The sequence below is a fragment of the Hamadaea tsunoensis DSM 44101 genome (assembly GCF_000428945.1).
GTDB lineage: Bacteria > Actinomycetota > Actinomycetes > Mycobacteriales > Micromonosporaceae > Hamadaea > Hamadaea tsunoensis.
In genome coordinates this window covers 339,649-364,605 of sequence record NZ_AUAX01000002.1, presented here as the reverse complement: position 1 = coordinate 364,605, position 24,957 = coordinate 339,649, and the positions used below count along the sequence as shown (strand labels likewise).

Below are 24,957 nucleotides of genomic sequence, written 5' to 3'. Positions count from 1 at the left end.
ACCTGGCTCCGAGTGGCAAGCAGAGCCTCGGCGGCATGTGGCGTCGTTGGCATTTTCGTGCGCCGACGGTACCCCGCGTGCGCCTCCGTTGCTGTCACAGTTGATGTCAGGTGATCAAGAATATTTACAAAGGTCGATATCGGCTCGTGAGGATCGCATTCCACGGATCGCGCGAGGTGGTATCGGTTGAGCATGGCGTGCGCGCGGGGCCGTAGGCCTTGAGCGCGTGCGCGCGGCCCCGGCTTCGGCCGGGGCCGCTCTTGATTAGGGGCTATACGGCGTTGACATCGAAGTAGTCTGAGCCGGTGTGGTCTTGGAACTCGTGCTGAGTCTGTTCGGCGCTGCCGCGCACCTGCCAGCCGGGTGCGCGGCAGTGATGCTCACCCAACGTCGCCCGGCTTTGTCGTTGAGACGGGTGTCCGGGGAGCCGACCCGCGTGAGCTTCTCGGATATCTGTCAGGCGCCTTCTCGGCGGCGCCGAAGAGGCTGCCTGCACCTATGAGGCGTACGGCGGCGGTGTCGTTGGCCCGGCCAACCTCGGACGGCCTGTGCGGCAGACTGGTCAAGGCGACGCCAGGGCGCGAGATGTTGCTGGTGACTTCCCAATCTGCGGCGAGGCTGCGGCGGTCGAGTTCGAGTGCCGGCAGACCAAAGGCGATCTTGGGCTGGCTGTACGCGGTGGGGGTCTGCGGATAGCCTCCGCTGGTGACTGCGGACGAGACCGACTGGGCGCGGCTGTTTCACGCGCGTGGGCCGGCGACGGACCTCCCAGCGAAACTCGCCGCGCTGTGCGGAGCGGATCAGGAAGCCGCCTCCGAAGCCCTGACCTTTCTGTGGCCACGCATCTTCGGCGGGGGAAGGCTCACACCCGCGACCGCTCCGGCCGTCCGGTACCTCGTGGCGATCCTTGACGATCCGACGTTCGGAGCCGGAGACGACGGCATCCTCGACGGAGTCCTGTTCCTGTTGCGCGAAATCGCACGGGTCACGACCGGCGCGGATATCGAGAAGCTCCGCGATCGCGTCGACATCAATGACGCGGTCGCGGTATGGCTCGACGACTACCTCGCCCAACCGGAACCGCCGGAAGTACATGGCTGGTCCGACACCGACGACCCTGGACGCGTACTGCTCGACCAAGCTCTGATCGATTGCTTCGACCTGCTTCCCGAGGCCGTCGCCGCCGTGTGGCCCATTCCGATCGACTGGCCCCGGTGGACCCGGGTGATGGCTGCGTGTGCGGCAAGCATGCTCGTCCGCCACCCGCAGCTGGCGAATCTTCGTGGCGAGGTCATCGCCTTCCATGAGGAAGCCGCGCGGTCCACTGCGGACAGGCGTGAGTGCGCGAGCTACCTCATCGGACTCGGTGAGCTCGGCGTGGCGCCGCGGGCCTGGTTGGATGATCCCCGGCTGGCGGTACGCACCTGCGCCGCGCTCGCGCCGGCCCTCGCCGCCGATGACGCCGCCATTGATCTGCTGGTGCGAGCGGCCGAACACCCACGAGCGTTCGACCATTCCTTCGCGGAGCCGTTCGTGGCACCGGCGTATCGCATGATGGTTCCGGCGCAGTTCCAGGGCTGGCCTTATCGGGTCCTGATCCGGACGGTGTGCGAGCGGGTGGGCGACTTTCCGCGGCTGCTGAGCGCCGCCTTGGCGGCCATCGACCTGCGCGGTGTCTACCGGCCGGTGCCGGAGTTCGGGCCGTATCTGCGCCTCGCCTTCCCCGCCGGGCTGGTGGAAGACGGCACCGCATCCGCCGAGCAGAGCTGCTTCGCGAGAGCGGTCGCCGAACGTGACGAGCTTTGGGACGGAACCTTCCACGGCGTTGCCGAGATGCTCACGGCGGCGGGTCTGCCGCACGATCGAGAACGTTGGCGCAACGTCCGCACGCCCGAAGGAATCGATGACGAAGGCCGGCCGACCTACGCATCAGTGAACGTGCCGCGCGTGGAGCCCGTCCGGACCATGCGCAAGTTTCCACAGATGTTCCTCGGTGCTGCCCGCACAGACCCCGATCTGCTCCGCAAGCTCCTGAACCTCTGCCACGCCACCGATGCGTCGGTCGAGATCGAGGGACCGCTGTGTTTCACGGTGACCGCGAAGGGCGTCGACAGTCCCCAGCCCGACGCGGAGGATCTCATCGGCTTGAGCCTGCTTCGTTCGCCCGAGCTCTACGCGATGAGCGTCGCAGCGGCGTTCAGCCTGTGGATCAGTGTGCGGCAGTGGATCGACGGGGTCGCGTACCGGCAGCAGTTCGTGGACGGGGTGCCCATGAGTCCGCGCGAAACACTCGGCCCCGCCGACCGCGAAGATGGCTACCACATCGCCTTCGAACTCGACGCCGAGTGGCTGCCTCCGGGCGCACGCCTGCCAGGCTGATCCCGGGCGCCCGACTCACGTGCCGCAATCGCGTCAATGGCGGTGTGAATAGAGCAGGAATATGTAGCTCGAAGAGTATGGCGAGTCGCGCGAAATAGCGACCTTGCGAGCTTTGCGGGCCCTGCCGTACATCTGTCGACATTGGACTCAGGCATTCCCGGTATTCGCGGCGGGAGTCTGTTTTTGGCCTCATGGCGAACTTTGCAACGCTGCAGGTAGGGCTGATCTGCTGTGCTAACCTTCCCGAGTGGAAATCCCTTTTGATAGGTTTCGTACACATCTAGGAAATCATGCATTAGATGCCTGATTTGCTGGCGATGACAGATCCGCAATAGGCATGATCGCCCGTTAATAAGCCTGCGTGACAACCTGGGTCGCGCCGCCCGTCAAGGCCGGCGCGCCGGACTGTCCGCTGTCTGTCCACATAGGCGAAATGCTGACCGCGCTCTCGCGGGCCCGCCGCCGGATGACACCGGGCGGCATGCCCCACCGGGAGCAACGCACGTGAAACGCATGGTGGGAAACAGATGACACTCTCCGTGGGTCGGCCGCGCACAGGTGTGGCGGAGCTGCCGGCGCGTGGCCTGCACAGAGTCGAGGTCCGCGGCCGCACGATCGTGCTGCGCCCGGCCGTACCCACAGCCCCGGCGTCCAGCGATCCGGGCAACGCACGCCTCAGCGACGAAAGCCTCAGCGACGTAAGCCTCAGCGACGTAAGCCCCAGCAAGGCAGGCTCCGGTACGCGACGCCTACATCACGTGTTCGAAGCGGCGTGCGACGCCTGTCCGACGGCGATCGCGTTGGAGTGCGACGGCGACCGGCTGACCTACCAGGAGCTGGACGAGCGTGCGAACCGCTTGGCACATCATCTGCGCGCCCTGGGAGCGGGCGACGGCTCCCGGGTAGCGATCCTGCTGCAGCGCTCGGTCGCGACCTACGTCGCACTCCTCGCGGTGGGCAAGGCCGGTGCGGCGTTCGTGCCGATCGATCCGGAGTCGCCGGCCGACCGCGTCGCGTACATCTCGGAAGACTCTGATGTGGATCTTCTCTTGACCTCCTCGGCGCTGCTGGACCGCGCCGCCGGGCTGGACCGGCCGGTGCTGGCGCTCGACCGGTGCGCAGCCGAGTTGCGCGAGGCGCCGACCGGACGGCCGGAGCCCGGCGGGGACGACGACCCACTCGCCTACATCATCTACACCTCGGGTTCCAGCGGCCGGCCCAAGGGCGTCGCGGTGGCGCAGTCGAGCATCTGCAATTTTCTCGACGTGGTGCCCGGCGTGTACGACGTGCGCCCCACCGATCGGGTCTACCAGGGGATGACGATCGCCTTCGACTTTTCCATCGAGGAGATCTGGCCGACCTGGTCGGTCGGGGCGACTCTGGTGGCGGGACCGACCGACTCCCGGCGGCTGGGTGCGGAGCTGGCGGACTTCCTCGAAGACGCCGCCGTCACCGTTCTCTACTGTGTACCGACGCTGCTGGCGACCCTCCCGCGCGACCTGCCGCTGATCCGCGGGCTGATGGTCGGCGGGGAGGCGTGTCCCGGGCAGCTGGTCGAGCGGTGGGGCGGGCCGAACCGGCGGATCCTCAACACGTACGGGCCGACCGAAGCGACGGTGACGGCCATCTGGTGCGAGCTGCGCCCCGGCCGGCCGGTGACCATCGGTACGCCGCTGCCCACCTACTCGGCCGTTCTGCTCGACGAGCAGCGCCAGCCTGTCGCCGACGGCGAAGTCGGGGAGATCTGCATCGGCGGGCCCGGTGTCGCCCGCGGTTACATCGGACGGCCCGACCTGACCGCGGACCGGTTCCTCGATCACCCCGCGGCGCCGCCGGGAAGCAGGCTCTACCGGACCGGGGATCTCGGCCGGCTGACCGACGACGGCGAGATCGAGTACCTCGGGCGGGCCGACGCCGAGGTCAAGATCCGTGGCCACCGCGTCGACCTCGGCGAGATCGAAAGCGTGCTGATGGAGGACGAGGCCGTCGCGGAGGCCGTCGTGGCGCTGATGGCGGTCGGCGACGATCCGGACGCGCCCAAGGAACTCGCCGGCTACATCGTCCTCACCCCACCCGTCTCGCCCGATGAAACCGGGGAGGCGCTGGTCCAGCGGTTGCACCGCACGCTGCAGGAACGGTTGCCCGCCTACATGGTGCCCTCCTTCATCGACGTCGCCGCCGCGTTGCCGACCATGCCGAGCGGCAAGGTGGACCGCTCGAAGCTGCCCGCCCCGGCCGGCCGCCGGCTCATGAGCACCGGCGGTCCGGTCGTGGCCGCCCAGAACGACTTCGAGGTACGCGTACGCGCGGTGTGGGCCGAGGCGTTCGGCGTCGAGCCGGGGGCGCTGTCGGTGACCGCGGACTTCTTCACCGATCTCGGCGGGCATTCGCTGCTCGCGGCCCGGGTGGTGTCGCTGCTGCGGACCCGCGGGATCGGGTCGAGCCCGGCGTTGCGGGACCTGTACGACCATCCGACGATCGGCGATCTGGCCGCGCATCTGGGTGCCGCGCCGCCCAGCGCGGCGACGACCGCACCGCCACGCCTGACACCGCTGCGTCACCGCACCCGGCGGCTCGCGGCCGCCGGCGCCGGCCAGGCCGTAGTGATCTACCTGCTGATGCTGCTGATCACGCTGCCTGTCTCCTACGTCTATACGCGCAACAACGGCGAGGTGTCGGTACGCGTCCTCACGCAGCTGATGTTCGCGACCCTCGTGAGCTACCTCGGCGTACGCTGGCTGGTCCCGGCGCTGCTCGCCCGGCCGCTGGCGATGGGGATCCGGCCCGGCCGGTTTCCCCTGTGGGGGCCGACCTACGTCCGGCTCTGGGCGCTGAACATGCTGCTCGCGATCGGGCCGCTGCCGGTGCTGAGCGGCTCCCCGCTGATGGGTGTCTACCTGCGGTTGCTCGGAGCGCGGATCGGCCCGCGGACCACCATCGCGACCAGCGCGATCAGCCTGCCCACCCTGGTCGAGGTACGCGCCGACGCGTCGGTCGGCTACGGCGTCGCCCTGCGTCCGTGGCATGTGGAGGACGGCTGGGTGATCGTCGAGCCGATCACCGTGGACCGGCAGGCGTTCGTCGGGGCCAATGCCGTCCTGGAGCCCGGCGCCCGCGTCGGCGTGAACGCGTGCCTCGGCGAGCAGTCGGTGCTCGGCCGCGGCGAGGCGGTCGCCGACGGAGCCCGCTGGTCGGGGTCCCCGGCGACCCCGGCGGAGGAGATCAATCCGGTCGTGGAGATGATGCTCGACCGCGAGGCCCCGCGCCGCGGCTGGCGGCTGGACCACCTCCTCGCCGCCTTGGTCGGACTGATCGGGCTGGAGCTCGGTGCGATCGTCATGATCTTTCCCAGCGTGGCACTCGTGTGGTGGGCGCTGCTGAACTGGGGCACCCTCGCGGGGCTGCTGGCCACCGTGCCCGCCGGACCGGTGTACGTCCTGACCGTGTGCGCGGTGGTCGCCGTCGGCAAGCGGCTGGTGCTGCCGCGCGTGCCGCTCGGCGTACACCCGGCGCGGTCGTGGCTCGGCGTCCGGAAGTGGATCACCGACAAGCTGCTGGAGTTCAGCCTCACGTTCACCAACTCCCTGTACGCGACCCTCTACACCGTGCCGTGGCTGCGGCTGCTCGGTGCCCGGGTGGGTGCGTGGTCCGAGGTTTCCACGGCCGCGCACCTGGACCCGGACCTGCTCACCCTGGGGGCGGAGAGCTTCGTCGCCGACATGGCGAGCGTCGGGGCGGCCACGTTCGCCAACGGCCGCATCGCGTTCTTTCCCACCGCCGTGGGGAGCCGGGCGTTCGTCGGCAACGCGGCGTTCGTACCGTCCGGCACGAGGCTCGGCGACGGCTCGCTGATCGGCGTCGGTACGCTGCCGCCGCCGGACGGGGTTCCGGCGGGCACGTCGTGGCTGGGTTCGCCCGCGATGCACCTGCCGGTACGCCAGGACAGCGGCTCCTTCTCCGAGGCGCAGACCTACCGCCCGCCGCGTGCGGTGCTGGCGCAGCGGCTGGCGATCGAGTTCTTCCGGGCGACGCTGCCCGCGTCGATGCTGGGGGCGGGCATCTACCTCTACCTGTTCGTGCTGTCGTGGCTGGCCAACGGCCGGGACCTGCTCGTTCCCGCGCTGGTGTCGCCGCTGGCCGCGATCGCCGCCAGCGTCGCGGTGATCGGCTTCTGCGCCGCGACGAAGCGCAACATCATCGGCACCTACCGCCCGCGCGTGGAACCCCTGTGGAGCCCGTTCGTGCGGCGCTCGGAGTTCGTCACCGGGCTGTACGAGGCGGCCGCGGTGCCCGCCGGGATCGGACTGCTCGTCGGTACGCCGTTCCTGCCGCCGGTGCTGCGCTGGTTCGGGGCCAGCATCGGCCGGCGTACGTGGATCGGCACGACGTATCTGACCGAGTACGACCTGGTCGTGATCGGCGACGACGCGACGGTCGGCACCGAGGTGTCGCTGCAGACGCACCTGTTCGAGGACCGGGTGATGAAGATGTCGTTCGTCACGATCGGCCCCGGCGCGAGCATCGGCACCCGGTCGATCGTGCTCTACGACACCGTCGTCGGCGACGACGTCGGCCTCGGCCCCCTCTCGCTGCTGATGAAGGGCGAACACCTCACGCCCGGTACGCGATGGCGCGGCATCCCCGCCCAGGGAGCGCCCTAGATCTCCACCCCGCCACAGGAAACGACAACCAACACCGACCTCAACGGAGAGGCCTATGAACACCGAGCTGCTGGTATCCGACGCCGCCCATTTCCGGGTCGACTACGAGATCAATCCGTACATGCACACCGAGGTGCAGCCCGACCCGGTCGCGGCCGCCGCCGAGCACGCGTCGATCGTCGCCGCGCATCGCGAAGCGGGTCGCCGCGTCGTGCGCGTACCGTCGGCGCCCCAGTGCCCGGACATGGTCTTCACCGCCAACGCCGCCGTCGTCCGCGGCGACCGCGCGGTGCTGGGCTATCCGCCGCCGGAACGCAAGGCGGAGATCCCCTACTTCCACGAGTGGCTGACCCGCCACGGGTTCGACGTCATCGAGGCACCGCACCCGTTCAGCGGGCAGGGCGACGCGTTGGCCTGCGGCGACCTGCTGCTGGCGGGGTACGGGCAGCGTACCGACCGCGGCATGCACGGCATCCTCGCCAAGGCGCTGCGCTACGAGGTGATTCCACTGCGGACGGTGAGCCCGCGCTGGTACGACCTCGACCTGGCCGTCGCGGTCATCGACACGCGGACGCTCGCGTACTGCCCGCAGACCCTCGACGAGCAGAGCGGCCGGCGCCTGCAGCGGCTGGGGCTGGACCTGATCGAGGTCGGTCTCGACGAGGCCGCGCGGTTCGCGCTCAACCTGATCAGCGACGGCACCACCGTGACGATGACCCGCCAGGCGCCCCGGCTCGCCGCGGTGCTGCGCGGACGTGGCCTGCGGGTGGTCGAGCTGGACACCACCGAACTCGCGAAGGGCGGCGGCGGCGTGCGCTGCACCGCGCTGACGCTCGACAACCCGCCGCCGCGAGAACCGTCATGACCCCGGCGACACCCAGCTCGCCGGTACAGCCGGGCGGCCCGGATCAGCCGGGCGGCCCGGCCCACCGGTGGGTGCCGCGCCGGGGCGCGCCGATCGCCCTGGTCTACCGGGGGCCCGCGTCCCTGCCCGGCTGCCCGGAGGCGGCGGCGCGGCTCCTGCGGACCAGCCAGCACGGCTTCGACGTCCGCTACGTCGGCCCGCGCGAGGAGGTCCCGCTGTCCGCGCGGGCACTGGCCGGGGCGGTGCTCTACGTCCAGCCCGGCGGCGACACGCTCGCGGACGCGTACGGGCACATGCGCCGCCACCGCAAGGACATCCGCACCTTCGTCCACTGTGGCGGCCGGTACCTGGGCATCTGCCTCGGCGGCTACCTCGCCGGTGCCACACCGGGATTCGCCCTGCTGCCCGGCGACACCGACCAGTACATCGCCTCGGGCGGCGCCACCGTCGACTCCGAGGACGACACTCTCGTACGCGTCTCGTGGCGGGGCCGGGAGCGGACGCTGTTCTTCCAGGACGGCCCGTACTTCTGGCTCCGCCCCGGCACCAAGGCGACCGTCATCGCGACCTATCCCAACGGCACGATCGCCGCCTTGGTGGCCGGGTTCGGCGCAGGCCGGGTGGCCGTCGTCGGCCCGCATCCGGAAGCCGACGAGGGCTGGTACGCCGACGCGAGGCTGGAACGCGGCGGCGTCCTCGGCACCGACCTCGGGCTCGACCTGGTGGACGAGGTTCTGACGCCATGACCGAGGTAGCCACGAGAGCGGTCACGGACCGGGCGGCGCCACCGTCGGCCGTGCCCGCGCCGGCCGACGATCGGCGGCGGATCCTCGCGGTCGACGTCGTCCGCGGTGTGGCCCTTCTCGGCATGATCGCCGTGCACTCGCTGAACGACGTCGACGCGGCCGGCCAGCCGAGCTGGTCCACGACGGTCTTCGCCGGCCGGGCCGCGGCGGCGTTCGCGGTGATCGCCGGGATCACGATCGCGTTCCTGACCGGCCGCCGGCGCGTACGCTTCGCGGGCGCGCTGCCGGCGGCCGCCGCGCTTCTCACGCGGGCGCTGGTGATCGGCGTGATCGGGCTCGCCCTGGGCTACACGGACGCCGCCACCGCCACGGTGATCCTGCCGTACTACGCGGTCATGTTCCTGGTCGCGATCCCGCTGGTCTTCCTGCCGACCTGGCTGGTCGCGTTCGCCGGGCTGGCGGCGGCCGGCGGGATGCCGGTGCTCACCCACGTGATGCTCGCCCGCCTGGCCCAGCCGACGCATCCGAACCTCACGTTCGGCTGGCTGTTCGCGCATCCCGCCGCGTCGCTGAGCGAACTGTCGATCACCGGCGCCTACCCGGCGTTGACGTGGATGGCGTACGTGTGCGCGGGGATCGTCATCGGCCGGCTGAACCTGGCCCGGCTGCGTACCGCCGTGGCGCTCCTGGCCACGGGGACGGTGTTCGCGGTGGCGGCCGGGGTGACGGCGGCGCACCTGTCGCTGCGGGCGCTGGAACACATCTGGCCGGCCCAGTTCGCCAGCGCGCTGACCGAGTACGAGACGCGCGACGTGCTCACCCTCGGCGGCGACGGCACCGCGCCCACGTCCACCTGGTGGTGGCTCGCCATCGCCACACCGCACACGGGCACGCCGCTCGATCTGCTCGGCACCACTGGCACGGCGGTCGCCCTGCTCGGGCTCATGCTGCTCGCCGCCCGGATCGCCCGTCCCGCCGGGCTGCGGCGGCTCGTGGCCGTCGTGCTGACGCCGCTCGGCGCGGCCGGCGGCATCGCGCTGACCGTCTACACCCTGCACACACTCTTCATGAGCTCGGACTTCGACGAGTACACGGCGACCACCGGGTTCGTCGTGCAGCTCTGCGGAGCGCTGCTGCTCGGGCTCGGCGTACGCGCGACGATCGGCAAGGGGCCGCTCGAAGCGCTCGTCTCCGCGCTGACCGCAGCGGCCCGGCGATGGGCGACAAGGCCCGCCCGCCGGCTACAGACCACCACGACTACGAGGTCGGAGGCATCACGATGAATCGGCGAGACCTGCTCCTGGGCACTGCCGCCGTCGGCGTCGTCGCCGCGGTTTCCGGCGTGACGTGGCTCAGCCGGTCCGATCCTGCGCCCGCCGGGCCGCAGCCGCTGGCACTGATCTATCGCGGCCCCGCGTCCTGCTCCGGCTGCTCGGAGTCCGTCGCGGCGCTCCTGCGATCCAGTCCCACGAAGTTCCACACCGAGTACTGCGGGCCGGGGGAGAGCCGCCAGATCTCGCCGGGCGACCTGGCCGACGCGACCGTCTACGTCCAGCCCGGCGGTGGCGAGGTCAGCCGCGCCTGGCGACGACTGCGCGACGACAGCGCCTACGTCCGCGACTTCGTCGACAAGGGAGGCACGTATCTCGGCTTCTGCCTCGGTGCCTACCTCGCCGCCGGCGAACCCGGATTCGGCGTCCTGCCGGGGCGCGTGGACCAGTACATCAGCAGCCCCGGCGCCAGCACCGACAGCGACGACGACACGGTCATCCCGATCACCTGGCGCGGCCGGCAACGCAACATGTACTTCCAGGACGGACCGTCGTTCCGGCTCAACGACGGCGCGCCGGCGACCGTACTCGCCACCTACAACACCGGTGCGCCCGCCGCGGTCGTCGCCGCCTTCGGCTCGGGGCGTGTCGGTGTCGTCGGCCCGCACCCGGAAGCCGACCAGGGGTGGTACCGCGACGCCCACCTGAGCAACCCCGACGGCATCCGCTTCGACCTCGGCTACGACTTCGTCGAGACCGCCGTGCACGGGCCGCGGCCCACCTGACGACCGGCCCGGCGCTCCCGTACGCCGGTAATGCGCACTTCAACGCATCCAGGTATTTGAGGACAGCGTGGATTAGTGTCAGCGGGTGGCCGAATCGCATTATCTGCGTTATCCGCACATCGCACGCGATCTTCTTACCTTCGTGGCCGAGGACGGCGTCTGGCTCGCTTCCCTGAGCGAGGCGGCCGGGGGACAGGGCGCTCAGGCCCGCCGGTTGACCGCCGAGGGCGTACCGGTGCTGCATCCGCGGCTCAACCCCGCCGGTACGCAGGTCGCCTGGACGTCGACCGGCGACGGCAGCCGGTCGTTCGGCCGGGGCGGCCCCCGCGAGGCGTACGCGATGCCGGTCCGCGACGGGAGCGAGCCCCGGCGCCTGACCCACTGGGGCGACCGGTTCGCGACCGTCCGGGGCTGGACCGGCGACGACGAGGTGCTCGTGCTCAGCCGGACCGGCCGCCCGCACAGCATGAAGACGTGGGCGTTCGCCGTCTCGCCCACCGGACCGGTACGCGAGCTGCCCTACGGCCCGGCCGGCGACGTCTCGGTACGCGCCGACGGTGCCGTCCTGATCGGCAGCGCGATGAACTTCGAGCCCCTCGATCCGGCCGACTGGAAGGGCTACGGCGGTGGAGCCGGCGGCGCGATCTGGTATTCGCCGGACGGTACGCGGTTCGAGCGCATCCTCGCCGACGTCGGCGCCAACCTGGTCAACCCCATGTTCGTCGCGGAACAGGCCGGGGAGCAAGCCGTGGAACCAGGCGGCGAAGGAGCCGGCGAACGAGCGGACCGGGTAGTGTTCCTGTCCGACCACGACGGCACCGGCGCGCTCTACTCGGCCCGCCCGGACGGCTCGGACCTGCGCCGCCACACTGATCCGGGTGAGTACTACGCGCGCCACGCGACGACCGACGGCCGGCGCGTGGTCTACCAGCGCGCCGGTGAGCTCTGGCTGCTCCCGTCCCTCGACGCCGCAACGGTACGCCTGGACGTACGGCTCGGCGGCACCCGCTCCGGCCGTATGTCCTATGTGGTCCCGGCAAGGGCGCACCTGAACTCGTTCGCGCTGGACGCCGCCGGTGACATCGTCGCCGCCGAGGTACGCGGGACCGTCCACTGGCTGCCCGCGCGGGAAGGGGAGGCCCGCGCGCTGCTCGCCACGCCCGGCGTACGCGGCCGGCTGCCGGTGGTCGTCCCGGGCCGCGACGCGGTCGTCTGCGCCTCGGACTCCGGTGGCGAGGACGGCCTCGACGTGCTCCCCGCCGACGGCTCGGCGCCGACGCGTACCGGCCACAGCGCGTTCGGCCGGATCCTCGAACTGGCGGTCGCTCCCGACGGGACACTGGCCGCGGTGGCCTGCGCCGACGGCCGCCTGCTGACGGTGGCGCTGTCCGGCGAGCCGGCCGTCACCGAGATCGCGCGCAGCACCTTCGAGGAGGTCGCGGGCCTGGCGTTCTCGCCCGACTCCGCGCTGCTGGCCTGGTCGCAACCCTGGCGCCCCGAGCGCCGCGGCGCCCAGATCCGGCTGGCCCGGCTCGCCGACGGCACCGTCACCGACGTGACCCCGCCCAGGTTCGACGACACCTCCCCGGCCTTCACCCACGACGGCCGCTACCTGGCGTTCCTGTCCAACCGCACCTTCGACCCGATCTACGACGCGCACACCCACGACTTCGGCTTCCTGCCCGGCGTGCGCCCCTACCTCGTCACCCTCCAGGCCGCGACCCCGTCACCCTTCACCGGCGATTCCCCACCCGGGAGTACGCCTGCCGGAGCGCACGAGCCGGCCGTCGACGTCGACGGGCTGGCCGATCGGATCGTGGTCCTCGCCGTGGCGGCCGGACAGTACGCGCAGCTCCGAGCGGTCCGCGACGGCGTGGTCTGGCTGGACGTGCCGCGTACCGGGGCGCTCGGGGAAGCCTCGATCGGCGCGGCGGACCGGCCCGCGACCCGGCTCGTCCGCTACGACCTGGCGCGCCGCGAGCACACCGTCGAAGCCGAGAACGTCACCGGCTACGCGGTCTGCGCCGACGGGGCCGCGATCGCGTACACGACGGGGGAGTCCTTGGAGATCAAGCCGGTCGGCGTACGCGAAGGTGCGGCCGTTGATCTGGATCGGATCCGGGTGACGGTCGAACCCGCGGCCGAGTGGCGGCAGATGTACCACGAGGCGTGGCTCCTGATGCGCGACAACTACTGGCGCGCGGACCTGGGCGGCCTGGACTGGAACGCGATGGGTGCGCGCTACCGGCCGCTGCTGGACGGGGTCGCGAGCGCGGACGACCTGCTCGATGTGCTGCGGGAGCTGCAAGGCGAGACGCGCACCTCGCACACCGGGGTGCTGCCGCCGCCGGCGGTGGGCGCGGACCCGGCGCTGGCGCAGGGCCTGCTGGGCGCGGACCTCGAACGGACGGACCACGGCGCCTGGCGGATCGCGCGGATCGTGCCGGGCGACTCCTCCGTGATCGGCGCGCGCTCCCCGCTCGCCGCCCCGAGCGTCGCGGCGGCCCCCGGCGATCACATCGTCGCCGTGGACGGCCGGCCGGTGGACTCGCTGCGCGGCCCGAACCCGCTGCTGACCGGCAAGGCGGACCGGCCGGTCGAGCTCACGCTGCGCCGCGACGGCGTGGACCGCCGCACGATCGTGGTGCCGCTGGCGAGCGAGCACGCGGTCCGGTACTACGACGAGGTCGCCCGGCAGCGGACCGCCGTACGCGACCTGTCCGCCGGCCGCCTCGGCTACCTGCGCATCCCGAATGTGATGGCCAAGGGCTGGGCGGACCTGCACCGCGACCTGTACGCCGCGTTCGAGTGCGAGGGCCTGCTCGTGGACCTGCGGGACGCGATGGGCGGCAGCGGCTCCGACCTCGTCGCGGAGAAGCTCATCCGGCGCGTCGTCGGCTGGGAGGTCTCCCGCTACGCCGAACCCGGTCGATACCCGGCCGAGTCCCCCCGCGGACCGGTCGTCGTGCTCACCGACGGGTACGCGTCCTCCGGCGGCGACTTCGTCGTGCAGGCGCTCAAGTCCCACGGCGTCCCCATCGTCGGTACGCGTACCTGGGGCGGCGTGATCGGCTGCGACATGCGGTACGAGCTGATCGACGGAACCATGGCCGCCCAACCGAAGTACGCCGGCTGGTTCCCGGGATCGGGCTTCGGCGTCGACAACCGCGGCGTGGAGCCGGACGTCGAGGTGGCCATGGCACCGCACGACTGGGCGGCCGGCCGCGACCCCCAGCTCGACGCCGCGATCCGGCTGGCACTGGACCTGTTGGCGGAACGTCCCGCCGCGGTCCCGCCAAGAGTGTCCTGAGTGGAGCGTCCCGGCCGGACCGGTTCAGCCGATCGGAGCGGCCTGGTCGCAGGAGCAGTCGCCGCCCGCGCACCGTGCCTGGTGGGCGGGGCGGCGACGGGTCCACCACCAGGCGAGCGCGGCCGCCGCGGCCAGGATCACGGCGATCCCCGGCAGGATCTGCCCGACCAGCGCCCACCCCGCCCCGCCGAGAATGCCCGCCCCCAGCAGCAGGGGCACGGCGCAGCAGAGGACGCAGGCCAGCCCGGCCAGCCCGCCGAGACTCGTGGGCAGCATGCGGCGCAGGGTGTTCATGGGCGGTCTCCCCGGTCGAGGTCGGCGAAGGGCAGCGGGCAGCAGTCGGTGGTGGCACACGTGGCCAGGTCGTCGCAGCCCGCGTCGAGCGCGGCCCGCAGGCTCGTGGCGATCGTGCGCAGGTCGGCGATCCGGGCCTCGATCTCGGTGAGCTTGGCCGCGGCCCGCCGTTGCAGGCTGGTGTCGCGGCGCCGGCCGTGCCGGTGGGTGCCGAGGTCGACGAGTTCGGCCACCTCGTCGAGGGTGAATCCCAGCCGTTGCGCCGTCTTGATGACGCGCAGCGTGACCACCGCCTCGGCGGGGTAGAGCCGGTGCCCGCCAGGGCTGCGGCGCGGCTCGGCAAGCAGCCCGCGCCGCTCGTAGTAGCGCAGCGTCTGCTGGTGGACGCCGGCGGCTTCGGCGAGTTCGCCGCTGCGCAGTTCGGTGGTCATGGCCGGTCCCGGACGAGGGCTGCGCGGGCCTGCAGCGTGTCGAGGACGTCGACGTGCCCGGCGGGAACCTCGATGTCGAGGCGTACGACGCCGGGGGCCGGGGTGGTGACGGTGAAGGTGAAGAACGAGCAGCACTGCGTCTCACGTTCGGCCAGGTCGCGGACGGTGGACGCCAGCTGCTCGCCGCCCGGGAGCGTGAGACCCAGGTGCCGGGGCGTACGCCGGTCGGCCGCGCGTACGGCGGTGGAGAAGAGGGCGTCGAACTCGGCGAGGCGCAGCGGCTGTTCGGCGGTCGGCAGCGTGCATGCCTCGGGCACCTGATCCGGCCCGGCGGGGCTGTTCTCGGTCATGCCCTCACGGTAAGCCTGTACCTGGGTACAGGTTGCAAGTCATCGGCTGCACAGGTCGTCGGTCACGCAGGTCATCGGCTACGTGGCGTTCCATGTCCGGCAGGCGTTGACGTGCCGGGCGGCGGCGATCGCCAGTCCGGCGCAGGCGGTGGCCAGCGCGACGCGGCCGCCTGCCGTGGCGCCCAGCACGTGCCGCAGACCCGCGGGCGCCTGCTCGGCGAGGACCAGGCCGGCCATCGCGACGAGGAACCAGCCGAATCCGGTACGCAGCAACCGCGGGCGTACGCGTCCGGCCAGCCGGGCACCCGCCAGGCTGCCCGCGACCGCCAGAGCCGTGACGCCGAGCGTGAGCGGCCAGTCGATCGCGGCGTGGGGCAGGTGCCCGGCCAGCCCGGCGGCCGCCTGCAGGGTGATCGCCAGCAGCGACGTGCCCACCGCCGCGCTCATCGGCAGCCCGGCCAGCAGCACCAGGACGGGGACGATGACGAACCCGCCGCCGGCCCCGACCAGGCCGGTGATCAGCCCCACCGCCAGGCCGAGGGCGGCCAGTGCGGGCGTACGCCGGGCGCCGGACGCCTGCCGGGGCGGTCGCCGGCACGAACGGATCATGACTGCCGCGGCCGCGGTCATCAGCAGTCCGAATCCGGTGAGCAGCAGGGTCGCGGGCAGGTGGACGGCAAGCCGCCCGCCCCCGTACGCACCGGCCAGCCCGGCCGCCCCGAACACCAGCCCGGTACGCCAGTGCACACGCCCGGCGCGGGCGTGGGGCAGCAGCGCGACGGCGCTCGTGACCGCCACGACGAACAGCGAACCGGCGATGGCGGCGGACGGCTCCTGCCCGGCGATGTAGAGCAGCACCGGGACCGTGAGGATGGAGCCGCCGCCACCGAGCAGGCCGAGCATCAGACCGATGACCACGGCCGCGGCCAGGGTGGCGGCGAGGGTCATCCGGCTGCTCCGGACCGCAGCCGCCCGACCACGCCGTCCAGGTCGCAGGAGGCGCCCCGGTTGTAGGGCAGCCGGCCCAGCAGCATGCCCATCGCGCAGGTGTCGGTCAGCGCGGCGACCGCCAGGCCGGCCCCGATCGCCGCGGCCGCGTACTGCAGGCCGGGGACGAGGAGGCCGCCGAGGACGAACAGCAGGACGAGGCCGCCCGCGACCAGGCGTACCTGGCGTTCGACGGCCCAGCGGGCGCGGCCGGCGGTGACCGGTGCGGCCTGCCGCTGCCAGGCGACGAGGCCGCCGTCGAGCAGGTGCACCCGGGGCAGGCCGGCGCCGGCGAGGGCCTGCTCGGCCTGGGCAGCCCGCTGGCCGGACCGGCACACGAGCACGATCCCCCGGTCGAGGTGCCCGGCGATCTCGGCGGTGTGCTCCCGCAGCAGGTCCAGGGGCACGTTGTAGGAGCCGGGGATGTGGGCGGTCTCGAATTCGGCGGGCGTACGCACGTCGAGGACGCGCGGCGGCCGGGGCTCGGCCAGCCAGTCGCGCAGGGCGGTCGGGTCGAGGCGGGGAGATCTCATGGAGGCGGTACTGCTTTCTGTGCGTGTTCCAGTGCGTGTTGCCGTACGTGGTGCTGTGCGGGTCCGGCCGGTGCTCACGCGGCCGCGGGTCCGGTCAGGCCGTGCTCGGCGGCGTGGGCGTAGTCGTCGTCGATGTGCACGACCTGCCGGCCGGCGGCCCGCAGCAGCGAGGCGGCGATCGAGGCGCGGTAGCCGCCGGCGCAGTGCACCCAGATCTCGCCTTCGGGCAGGTCGGCCACCCGTTCCGGCAGCTCCTGCAGCGGGACGTGGACGGCGCCGGGCAGATGCGACCGCTGCCACTCCAGCGCCCGGCGTACGTCGAGGACGACGACGGGGCGGTGGTGGCGTACCTGGGCGAGATCGGCGAACGTCGCGCGCGGGTAGCTGCCCTGCGGCTCGGTCCCGGCCCAGTCCCCGGGCGTCCCGGTGGCGTACGCGGCCGGCCGGTCGATGCCGATGCGTACCAGTTCGCGCTGGGCCTGGCGGATCTGGTCGGGGGAGTCGCCGAGCAGGGTCAGCGGCGTACCCCAGGGGATCAGCCAGCCGAGGTAGGTCGCGAAGCTGCCGTCGAGGCCGAAGTTCAGGGTCCCGGCCAGGTGCCCGGCGGCGAACGCGACCCGGTGGCGCAGGTCCACCACCCATTCGCCGTCGGCGATACGCTGCCGCAGCTGCCGGGCGTCGGCCCGCTGGGGCGCGGAGAGGTCGGGCGCGGCCGGGCCGGCGAGGTTGAGCGAGGCCATGTGGGTGTAGTACGCCGGCCACGCGTCGAGCCCGGCCAGGATGTCGTCGACGAACTCCTGCTCCCCGCGGGTCAGCACCGCGTTGGTCGCCTTCTCCTGCGCCAGGGTCGACGCCGTGGCCGACGACTGCGTGGCCGAGCAGAAGCTGCCGAATCCGTGTGTGGGGTACACCGCCGTCGTTTCCGGCAGTTCGGCGGCCAGACGCTGGGCGGAGGCGTACTGGTGGCGTACGAGATCGTGGGTGTGCTCGGCGCCGAGGAGGTCGGGGCGGCCCACGGAGCCGTAGAGCAGCGAGCCGCCCGTGAAGACCGCGACCACCTCGGCGCCGACGGCGAGCGTGTAGGACAGGTGGGTGAAGGTGTGGCCGGGGGTGGCCACGGCGGTCACGCGCAGCTCGTCGCCGACGGAGATGACGTCGCCGTGGGACACCGCGGCGTGCTCGAAGCCGACGGGGTCGGCGGCGTTGACGTGGTACGCGGCCCCGGCGGCCCGGGCGAGCGCGGCGCCGCCGGTCACGTAGTCGTTGTGGACGTGGGTCTCGAACACGTGGGTGATCCGCACGCCCGCCGCCTCGGCCAGGCGAAGGACCCGGTCGATGTCGCGCTGCGGGTCGACGACGAAGGCGACCCGGCCGTCGTGGACCAGGTAGCTGCGGTCACCGAGCGTCGGAGTGTCGATCGGGACGATGTGCACCACGGTGCTTCCTCTCCTCACACCCGTACCCGTAGGGGTATCCGGTGGTACTGCTGAATACCCTGGGGGGTATTGGTCGCCCCCACCATAACGCGGCGGTCGCGTTGCCCGTCAAGGCCGCGTACCAGCTCAGGGGGCGTCGGATCGATCACACGAGGTCTCGGGAACCGATACCCCCGGGTGTATGTTGAACCGGCCGTCACCACCGAGCGGAGGAAGCCATGCAGATCGAAGCCGACACCGTCGGAGACGTCGTACGCCGCCTGCGCCGGGCCGAGGGGCAGATCCGCGGGGTCATCGCGATGCTGGAGGACGGCCGGGACTGCGCTGACGTCGTGACGCAGCTCGCCGCCGTGTCGCGGGCCCTCGACCGGGCCGGATTCAAGATCGTCGCGAGCGGCCTCCAGCAGTGCATGGCCGCCCGCAACGAGGGCAAGGACCAGACCGCCGACCTGGCCCAGATGGAGAAGCTCTTCCTCTCGCTGGCCTGACCGGCGGGCCGCCGGGCGACGGCGTACCCGCCGAGACCCGGCTCAGTACGTGACGATCGCGAACCGTTCGGCCGTGCCGTTCGCCGCCTGGTTCGCGATCAGCGGCTGGGTCCCGCCGTCCGCCGTCACGTACTTGTTGTCGGCGTTGGCGAGCAGGCTGATCGAGCCGTCGGTGTTGCTGACGATGCGGAACTTCTCCCAGGGGCCGATCGCGGCGCGGTTGGCGGCCAGGGCGCTCGCTCCGGCGTTCTCGGCGGTCACGTACTTGCCGTTCGCGCGGGCCAGCAGGGCGACGAAGCCGCCGCCCGCCTCGATCACGGTGAACTGCTCCCACTGCCCGATGCTGGCGCGATTGGCGATCAGCGGCAGGCCGTTCGCGCTCTGGGTCGTCACGTAGCGCTGATTGGCAGCCGCCCGCAGGCTCATCGTCACCGGCGGCGCGATCCGGTAGAACCGCTCCCAGAGGCCGATCGCCGTACGGTTCGCGATGAGCGGTTTCGTCCCCGCGCTCTCGGCGGTCACGTATTTGTTGTTGGCGTTGGCGAGCAGGCTGACCGAGCCGTCGGTGTTGCCGACGATGCGGAACTTCTCCCACGCCCCGATCGCGGCGCGGTTGGCGATGAGCGGTTTCGCCCCCGCGCTCTCGGCGGTCACGTACTTGCCGTTCGCGCGGGCCAGCAGGGCGACGAAACCGCCGCCGGCGTCGACCACGGTGAACTGCTCCCACTGCCCGACCGCCGTGCGGTTCGCGATGAGCGGCTGGGTGCCGGCGCTCTCGGCGCTGACGAAACGGGTGTTCACCTCCGCCAGCAGGCTCGCCAGGGGCGGATTCGGCGTACCGCCGGCCAGTTGGGCCAGCGCGGCGAGATCTCCGTTGAACACGTCGAGGTCGACATCGCCGGTGATACCGGGTACGCGACCCGTCGACGTGTACTGCCACAGTGACCAGGTAGACCAGCCGGCCGGCAACGGCAACGGAGACGGCTGGTACCGGGCGACGAACACCTGGTTCGCCGAGAAACTGGTGTCGTTGGCGGTGCAGGGGTTCCACCAGTTGGTGTTGGTGTAGATGAGCGCGAGCCGCCCCGTACGCAGTGCGATCTCGTCGACGAACGCCCGGATCCAGCTCACGAGCTGGCTGGGCGTCAGGTTGTAGCAGGCGTCCAGCCCGGTCCAGTTGGCTCTGGGCCATTCGATGTCGAGCATCAGCGGCAGCGTCCGCCCGTCGGCGGTGAACTGCGCGTTGTCGGCGAAGAAGTCGGCCTGCGCCTTGCCGCCGCTGACATCCGGCCGGGCCCGGTGGTAGGCGCCCGCGTACAGCCCGTTGGCCTTCGCGCCCGCGTAGTTGGCGGCGAAGGTCGCATCCGGCGTGCCGGCCTGCTCGGAGGCGCGGATGTAGGCGAAGCGCGCCCCGGAGGTGGCGACGGCCGCCCAGTCGATCGTGCCCTGGAACGCCGAGACGTCCAGGCCGGTCACGGAGTATCCGGGCGGCGCGGCGGCCGCCGGTGGGGCGGTCAGGCCGGCTCCGCCGCCGAGGGCCAGGAGACCGGCGGCGGCAAGAGCGGTCAGCCGTCGAATCGATGTGGACATGCGACGCCCTTGTCTGCGGTGTGGAGGTCGGTCCGTGGGGTCGAAGGAGTTCCCGATATCAGCATCAGCCTGCGGGAGTCCGGTGGCAACGCCCGCATGACCTGGTTCCCGGGCGATGCCGCCGGGTTTTCGCCGCCCGTGGACGACCGGGCCGGTCGCGTACGCCAAGACGGGCTGACCGGCCGAACCCGGAAGGAGTCCGGCACCCGGCGGATCACCGACGGGGGCGGTCTCGCACCGGGCCACATTCGCCGACACGTCCGCTCAGCTTTCCGTTTCGCCCCCCTTTCAGTGCCCTCATGACGGATCATCGGATTCAGGGCAGCGCCCGGCCGGTTCCGGCGGCGCGCGCACCGCTACGGGGGATCGAGTTGCGCGAAACCACGGCAAGGACGTCGGTCTGGCGGTGGCTGCTGCCCGCACTGACACTGGTGGCCTGGCTGGTGGTGGGGGCGGCGCTGGGGCCGTTGTCGGGCCGCACGTCGGAGGTGCAGAAGAACGACAACTCCGCGTTCCTGCCCACCGGCGTCGAATCCGCCGAGGTCAACGAGCTGGACCGGAAGTTCGTCAGCGCCGAGTCGACGCCCGCCATCATGGTGTACTCCCGGCCGGGCGGCCTGACCGCGGCGGACCGGACGCAGATCGCCGCGGACCGCGCGAAGATCACGGCCCACTTCGGCGATCAGCTCGCCGCCCCGCCGGCCGGTCCGATCCCGTCGACGAAGGACGACACCGCCGCGCAGCTGATCGTGCCGTTCACGAGCAGCGACGGCGACACCCTCTCGGCGAACGTCGGCTGGCTGCGCGACCTCCCGCACGAGCCGGGCCTACAGGTCAACGTCGCCGGCCCGGGCGGCCTGCTGGCCGACCTCGTGAACTCGTTCGCCGGCATCGACGGCGTCCTGGTGCTCGTCACCGGCGCCGTGGTGCTGCTCATCCTCGTCGTCGTGTACCGCAGCCCGCTGCTGCCCCTGATCGTGCTGTTCTCCGCCGTGTTCGCGCTCAGCGCCGCGAACGGCGTCGTGTACCTGCTGGCCAAGAACGACGTGATCACCCTGAACGGGCAGAGCCAGGGCATCCTGGACGTCCTCGTCCTCGGGGCTGCGACCGACTACGCCCTGCTGCTGGTCGCCCGCTACCGGGAGGAACTGCGCCTGCACCGCAGCCGGTTCGACGCGATACGCAAGGCGTACCGGGCGGTGGTGGAGCCCATCGTCGCGAGCGGCGGCACGGTCATCATCGCGCTGCTCTGCCTGCTCATCTCCGATCTGCGATCGAACAAGGGACTCGGCCCGGTCGGCGCGATCGGCATCGCCTGCGCCATGATCGCGAGCCTGAGCCTGCTTCCGGCCATCCTGGCGCTGGTCGGCCGGGTCGCGTTCTGGCCGTTCCGGCCGCATTTCGACTCGCACCCCACCGAGCAGCACGGCGTGTGGGCCAAGGTGGCCGCGTACGTCGGCCGGCACGCGCGGCTGGTCTGGATCCTCACCAGCGTCGTGCTGATCGCCCTGACGTTCGGCCTGTTCCGGTTGCAGGCCAACGGCATCCCGCAGAGCGACGCCTTCACCGGGACCCCGGACTCCAAGGCCGGCCAGCAGGTCCTGGCCGAGCATTTCGACAGCGCGGGCGGCAGCGCGGAGATCATCATGTCCGCCGCGCAGCTGGAAGCGGTGCTGGCCGCGGTCAAGCAGGTCCCCGGTGCGGTCGACGCGGTGCCCTACACGGGTCAACCCGTGGTACCGGGACAACCGGCCGTGCCGCCGAAGGTCGTGGACGGCCTGGCACGCGTCGACGTCGCGCTGTCCGCCCCGCCCGACAGCGAGGCCTCCTACCAGACCATCCGCGACCTGCGCGCCGCCGTGCACGCCGTGCCCGGCGCGCAGGCGAAGGTCGGCGGCTTCGTCGCGATCAACCTCGACGTCCAGGACACCGCCCGCCGCGACCGCACGGTGATCATCCCGCCGGTCCTGGTCGTCGTGTTCGTCATCCTGATGCTGCTGCTGCGCTCCGTCGTCGCGCCGCTGCTGCTCGTCGCCACCGTCGTCCTGTCGTTCCTGGCCACCCTCGGCGTCTGCGGCGTGGTCTTCCGCGACGTCATCGGCTTCGCCGGCGAGGACTCGTCGTTCCCGCTGTTCGCGTTCATCTTCCTGGTCGCCCTCGGCGTCGACTACAACATCTTCCTCATGACCCGCGTACGCGAGGAAGTGGCCCGACGGGGTCACCGGTCCGGCGTCCTCACGGCGCTGGCCGTCACCGGCGGGGTGATCACGTCGGCCGGTCTCGTCCTGGCCGCCACCTTCTCGTCGCTGGCCGTCCTGCCGCTCGTGTTCCTGGCCGAGATCGCGTTCGCGGTGGCGTTCGGCGTACTGCTGGACACGCTCGTGGTGCGGTCCCTGCTGGTGCCGGCGCTGGCGCTGGACATCGGGCCGCGCATCTGGTGGCCGAGCAGGCTCGGCCGGGACCGGACGGGCGTCGAGGCCGGCACCGAGACGGGCATTGAGACCGGCGATGAGACCGACCGTGAGACCGGCTGAGTCACCACACGGTGTGGAACAGGTGGTTCACCACCAGCGCCGTGACCGCCTGGAACGCGAGCCAGTACGGCCGGGACCGGCGGGGCAGGAAGACGGCCGCCGCGGGCAGCCAGACGGCGAACGGCAGCCAGATCCGCTCGACCTCCGCCTTGCTGAGCCCGGACACGTCGGCCGCCACGATCGCGGCGACGGCCGCGGCGCACAGCAGCGCAGCGGGTCCGCGCCGGGCGACCAGGGCCCGGCGGGTGGCGGCGAAGCCGGCCGGCCCGGCGCTCGCGGCGAGCGCGCCGAGGTTGGCCCACACCCAGTACCAGTAGGGGCGGTGTGCCGCGATGCCCTGGTAGTAGCGGACGCGGACGGCGGTGTAGCCGTCGTACCACCAGAATCCGGCGACCGCGAAGCAGACCGCGACGGCCGCCGCGCCGAGGGCCGCCCAGACCAGCGGGACGTACCGCCGCGCGGCGACCGCCACGGCGAGGGCGAGGAAGCCCATGAGGACCAGGCCGTAGGACAGGAAGCAGGCGAACCCGAAGAGGACGCCGGACAGGGCCGCGAGCCACGGCCGGCGCAGACCGGCGGCGAGCACCGCGACCGCGGCCGCGGTGACCCCGAGGAACAGCCCGTCCGCCGAGACGCCGACCCAGACCGCGCCGGGGAACAGCACGACGAACGGCACGGCGGCCCGGGCGGCGGCCTCGTCACCGAGCGACCGCAGCGCCGACGGGACCGCGACGGCGGCGACGCAGCCGACCACCACGCACAGCAGCGCGGCCGGTACGCCGCCGCCCAGCCCGATCCGGTCGAGGACGGCGAACACGAGCAGCGCCCCCGGCGGATGCCCGGCGGCCTGGGTGTTCCAGGAATCGGGCTGGAAGTCGACGATCCGGCGGGCGTACGTGCCGATCATCGTGGGGATGTCGGGCGTGGACGGCAACGCCGACAGGTACTCCGCGTCGGTGGTCAGCCGCGTCGCGGTGGCGTGCCAGCCGTCGACCAGGGTCAGGCTGAGGGTCCACGCCAGCGCCACCCCGTACGCCGAGAGCAGCAGCCGCCGCCACGGCAGGACCGCCGCCCACCGGGGTCCCCAGCCGACGGCGAGAACGGCGACGGCGATCGCGGGCAGGGTTCCGGGGCCGACATGCGGGCGCCACAACGCGTACAGGGGCGGGGTCGCGGCCTCGACACCGACCGCGACACCGACGACGGCGGCCACCGCGATCAGGGCGGCGGTGAGGGCCACGGTCGCGGCGTCGCCCCGTGAGAACGCCTTCACGCCGGGACCGCCGCGAACTCGGCCACACCCTCCTCGAACGTGATGCCGGCGGTGAACCCGAGTTCCCGGCGGGCGCGGTCGGGCGAGGCGAGGATGTGCCGCACGTCGCCGGCCCGGAACTGCCCGGTCACCACGGGTTCCGGCGCGTCCATCACGGCGGCGAGGGTCGCGGCGAGATCGAGGATCGTCCGCGGCCGGCCGGTGGCGACGTTGAACGCCCGGAACGGCACCGCGTCCGGTGTGTCCAGCCAGGACAGGGCGGCGAGGTTGGCGGCCGCGACGTCGCGTACGTGGATGAAATCGCGCAGCTGCCCGCCGTCCTCGAACACCCGGGGCGCCAGTCCGCGGGCGGCCGCCGAGCGGAAGATGGCGGCGACACCGGCGTACGGGGTGTCGCGGGGCATGCCGGGTCCGTAGACGTTGTGGTAGCGCAGCGAGGCGCACCGGCCGCCCGCCGCGTGCGCCCACGCCGCCGCGAGGTGCTCCTGGGCCAGCTTGGTCGCCGCGTACACGCTGCGGGGGTCGAGCCGGTCGTCCTCGTCGACGGTCCCGTGGGCCAGCGGCCGGCCGCAGCGCGGGCAGGTCGGCTCGAAATCGCCGGCGGCCAGGTCCGCGTCGGGGCGGACACCCGCCCGCACCGCGCCGTGCTCGGCACACGTGTACGCGCCGTCGCCGTAGACGACCATCGAACCGGCCAGGACGAGCCGGGTCACGCCGTGCCGGGCCATCGCCGCCAGCAGCACGGCGGTGCCGAGGTCGTTGCAGCCGGCGTACTCGGGCAGGTCCTGCAGGTCGACGCCCAGGCCGACCATGGCCGCCTGGTGGCAGACGGCGTCCACGCCGGACAGCACCCGGTCGAGCGCGGCGGCGTCGCGGACGTCGGCCACCACGTCCACCCCCGGTACGCGGTCCAGCCCCACCACCTCGTGGCCGGCCGCGCGGGCCAGCGTGCTGATCTCGCTGCCGATGAACCCGGCGGCACCTGTCACGAGCAGTCTCATGAACCGAACATATGGGTACGCCG

General features: G+C 72.1%; 18 protein-coding genes. 9 read left to right on the top strand and 9 right to left on the bottom strand.

All coding sequences use genetic code 11. From position 1 onward, the window contains the following. Window positions 1-705 precede the first annotated feature (705 nt). From G401_RS0104225 to G401_RS0104195, 7 genes are all read left to right on the top strand, one after another. Window positions 706-2,379, top strand: coding sequence for a hypothetical protein (locus tag G401_RS0104225; protein ID WP_027341524.1), 1,674 nt, complete (start codon window positions 706-708; stop codon window positions 2,377-2,379). A gap of 527 nt (window positions 2,380-2,906) precedes the next feature. Beyond that, window positions 2,907-7,040: a Pls/PosA family non-ribosomal peptide synthetase gene (locus tag G401_RS0104220; protein ID WP_084556802.1), complete on the top strand. Its 4,134-nt coding sequence runs from the start codon at window positions 2,907-2,909 to the stop codon at window positions 7,038-7,040. A gap of 55 nt (window positions 7,041-7,095) precedes the next feature. Beyond that, window positions 7,096-7,905: a dimethylarginine dimethylaminohydrolase family protein gene (locus tag G401_RS0104215; RefSeq protein WP_027341522.1), complete on the top strand. Its 810-nt coding sequence runs from the start codon at window positions 7,096-7,098 to the stop codon at window positions 7,903-7,905. After that, window positions 7,902-8,651, top strand: a complete 750-nt coding sequence (locus G401_RS0104210; protein WP_084556801.1) for a BPL-N domain-containing protein — start codon at window positions 7,902-7,904, stop codon at window positions 8,649-8,651. The genes G401_RS0104215 and G401_RS0104210 overlap by 4 nt, the downstream gene beginning before the upstream one ends. After that, entirely contained in the window at window positions 8,648-9,934 is a 1,287-nt protein-coding gene (locus tag G401_RS43345) for a heparan-alpha-glucosaminide N-acetyltransferase domain-containing protein (protein ID WP_051366109.1), read from the top strand. Before G401_RS0104210 ends, G401_RS43345 begins: the two co-directional genes overlap by 4 nt. Next, window positions 9,931-10,707, top strand: a complete 777-nt coding sequence (locus G401_RS0104200; RefSeq protein ID WP_027341520.1) for a BPL-N domain-containing protein — start codon at window positions 9,931-9,933, stop codon at window positions 10,705-10,707. Before G401_RS43345 ends, G401_RS0104200 begins: the two co-directional genes overlap by 4 nt. Before the next feature lie 85 nt (window positions 10,708-10,792). Further along, on the top strand, window positions 10,793-14,017 hold the full coding sequence (locus G401_RS0104195; RefSeq protein ID WP_027341519.1) for a S41 family peptidase: 3,225 nt from the start codon (window positions 10,793-10,795) through the stop codon (window positions 14,015-14,017). Window positions 14,018-14,041: 24 nt separating this feature from the next. Here G401_RS0104195 and G401_RS43340 read toward each other — a convergent pair whose 3' ends face one another. The 6 genes from G401_RS43340 to G401_RS0104165 all read right to left on the bottom strand — a co-directional run bounded on the left by G401_RS43340 (window position 14,042) and on the right by G401_RS0104165 (window position 18,048). Further along, a complete protein-coding gene (locus G401_RS43340; RefSeq protein ID WP_034590660.1) occupies window positions 14,042-14,311 on the bottom strand; it encodes a hypothetical protein in 270 nt (89 codons plus the stop codon). Next, the gene (locus tag G401_RS0104185; RefSeq protein ID WP_027341518.1) at window positions 14,308-14,742 is read right to left on the bottom strand and encodes a MerR family transcriptional regulator; all 435 of its coding nucleotides are present in this window, start codon (window positions 14,740-14,742) and stop codon (window positions 14,308-14,310) included. The genes G401_RS43340 and G401_RS0104185 overlap by 4 nt, the downstream gene beginning before the upstream one ends. Then, window positions 14,739-15,092, bottom strand: coding sequence for a hypothetical protein (locus tag G401_RS0104180; protein ID WP_027341517.1), 354 nt, complete (start codon window positions 15,090-15,092; stop codon window positions 14,739-14,741). The genes G401_RS0104185 and G401_RS0104180 overlap by 4 nt, the downstream gene beginning before the upstream one ends. A 78-nt stretch (window positions 15,093-15,170) precedes the next feature. Continuing rightward, window positions 15,171-16,040: a sulfite exporter TauE/SafE family protein gene (locus G401_RS43335; RefSeq protein ID WP_064741678.1), complete on the bottom strand. Its 870-nt coding sequence runs from the start codon at window positions 16,038-16,040 to the stop codon at window positions 15,171-15,173. Then, a complete protein-coding gene (locus G401_RS0104170; RefSeq protein WP_027341516.1) occupies window positions 16,037-16,612 on the bottom strand; it encodes a rhodanese-like domain-containing protein in 576 nt (191 codons plus the stop codon). The genes G401_RS43335 and G401_RS0104170 overlap by 4 nt, the downstream gene beginning before the upstream one ends. 74 nt (window positions 16,613-16,686) lie before the next feature. After that, entirely contained in the window at window positions 16,687-18,048 is a 1,362-nt protein-coding gene (locus G401_RS0104165) for an MBL fold metallo-hydrolase (protein WP_027341515.1), read from the bottom strand. A 218-nt stretch (window positions 18,049-18,266) separates the two neighbouring features. Here G401_RS0104165 and G401_RS0104160 point away from each other — a divergent pair, with 218 nt between their 5' ends. Next, window positions 18,267-18,536, top strand: a complete 270-nt coding sequence (locus G401_RS0104160; RefSeq protein ID WP_027341514.1) for a metal-sensitive transcriptional regulator — start codon at window positions 18,267-18,269, stop codon at window positions 18,534-18,536. Between the two features lie 42 nt (window positions 18,537-18,578). Here the strand turns inward: G401_RS0104160 and G401_RS52330 are convergent, their stop codons facing one another. Beyond that, window positions 18,579-20,126: a GH25 family lysozyme gene (locus tag G401_RS52330; protein WP_051366108.1), complete on the bottom strand. Its 1,548-nt coding sequence runs from the start codon at window positions 20,124-20,126 to the stop codon at window positions 18,579-18,581. 299 nt (window positions 20,127-20,425) lie between these two features. Here G401_RS52330 and G401_RS0104150 point away from each other — a divergent pair, with 299 nt between their 5' ends. After that, a complete protein-coding gene (locus tag G401_RS0104150; RefSeq protein WP_084556800.1) occupies window positions 20,426-22,660 on the top strand; it encodes an MMPL family transporter in 2,235 nt (744 codons plus the stop codon). 1 nt (window position 22,661) lies between these two features. Here G401_RS0104150 and G401_RS43320 read toward each other — a convergent pair whose 3' ends face one another. Further along, a complete protein-coding gene (locus G401_RS43320) occupies window positions 22,662-23,933 on the bottom strand; it encodes a hypothetical protein (RefSeq protein WP_034590656.1) in 1,272 nt (423 codons plus the stop codon). Continuing rightward, a complete protein-coding gene (locus tag G401_RS0104140; RefSeq protein WP_027341512.1) occupies window positions 23,930-24,934 on the bottom strand; it encodes an NAD-dependent epimerase/dehydratase family protein in 1,005 nt (334 codons plus the stop codon). Before G401_RS0104140 ends, G401_RS43320 begins: the two co-directional genes overlap by 4 nt. Between the last annotated feature and the right edge of the window lie 23 nt (window positions 24,935-24,957).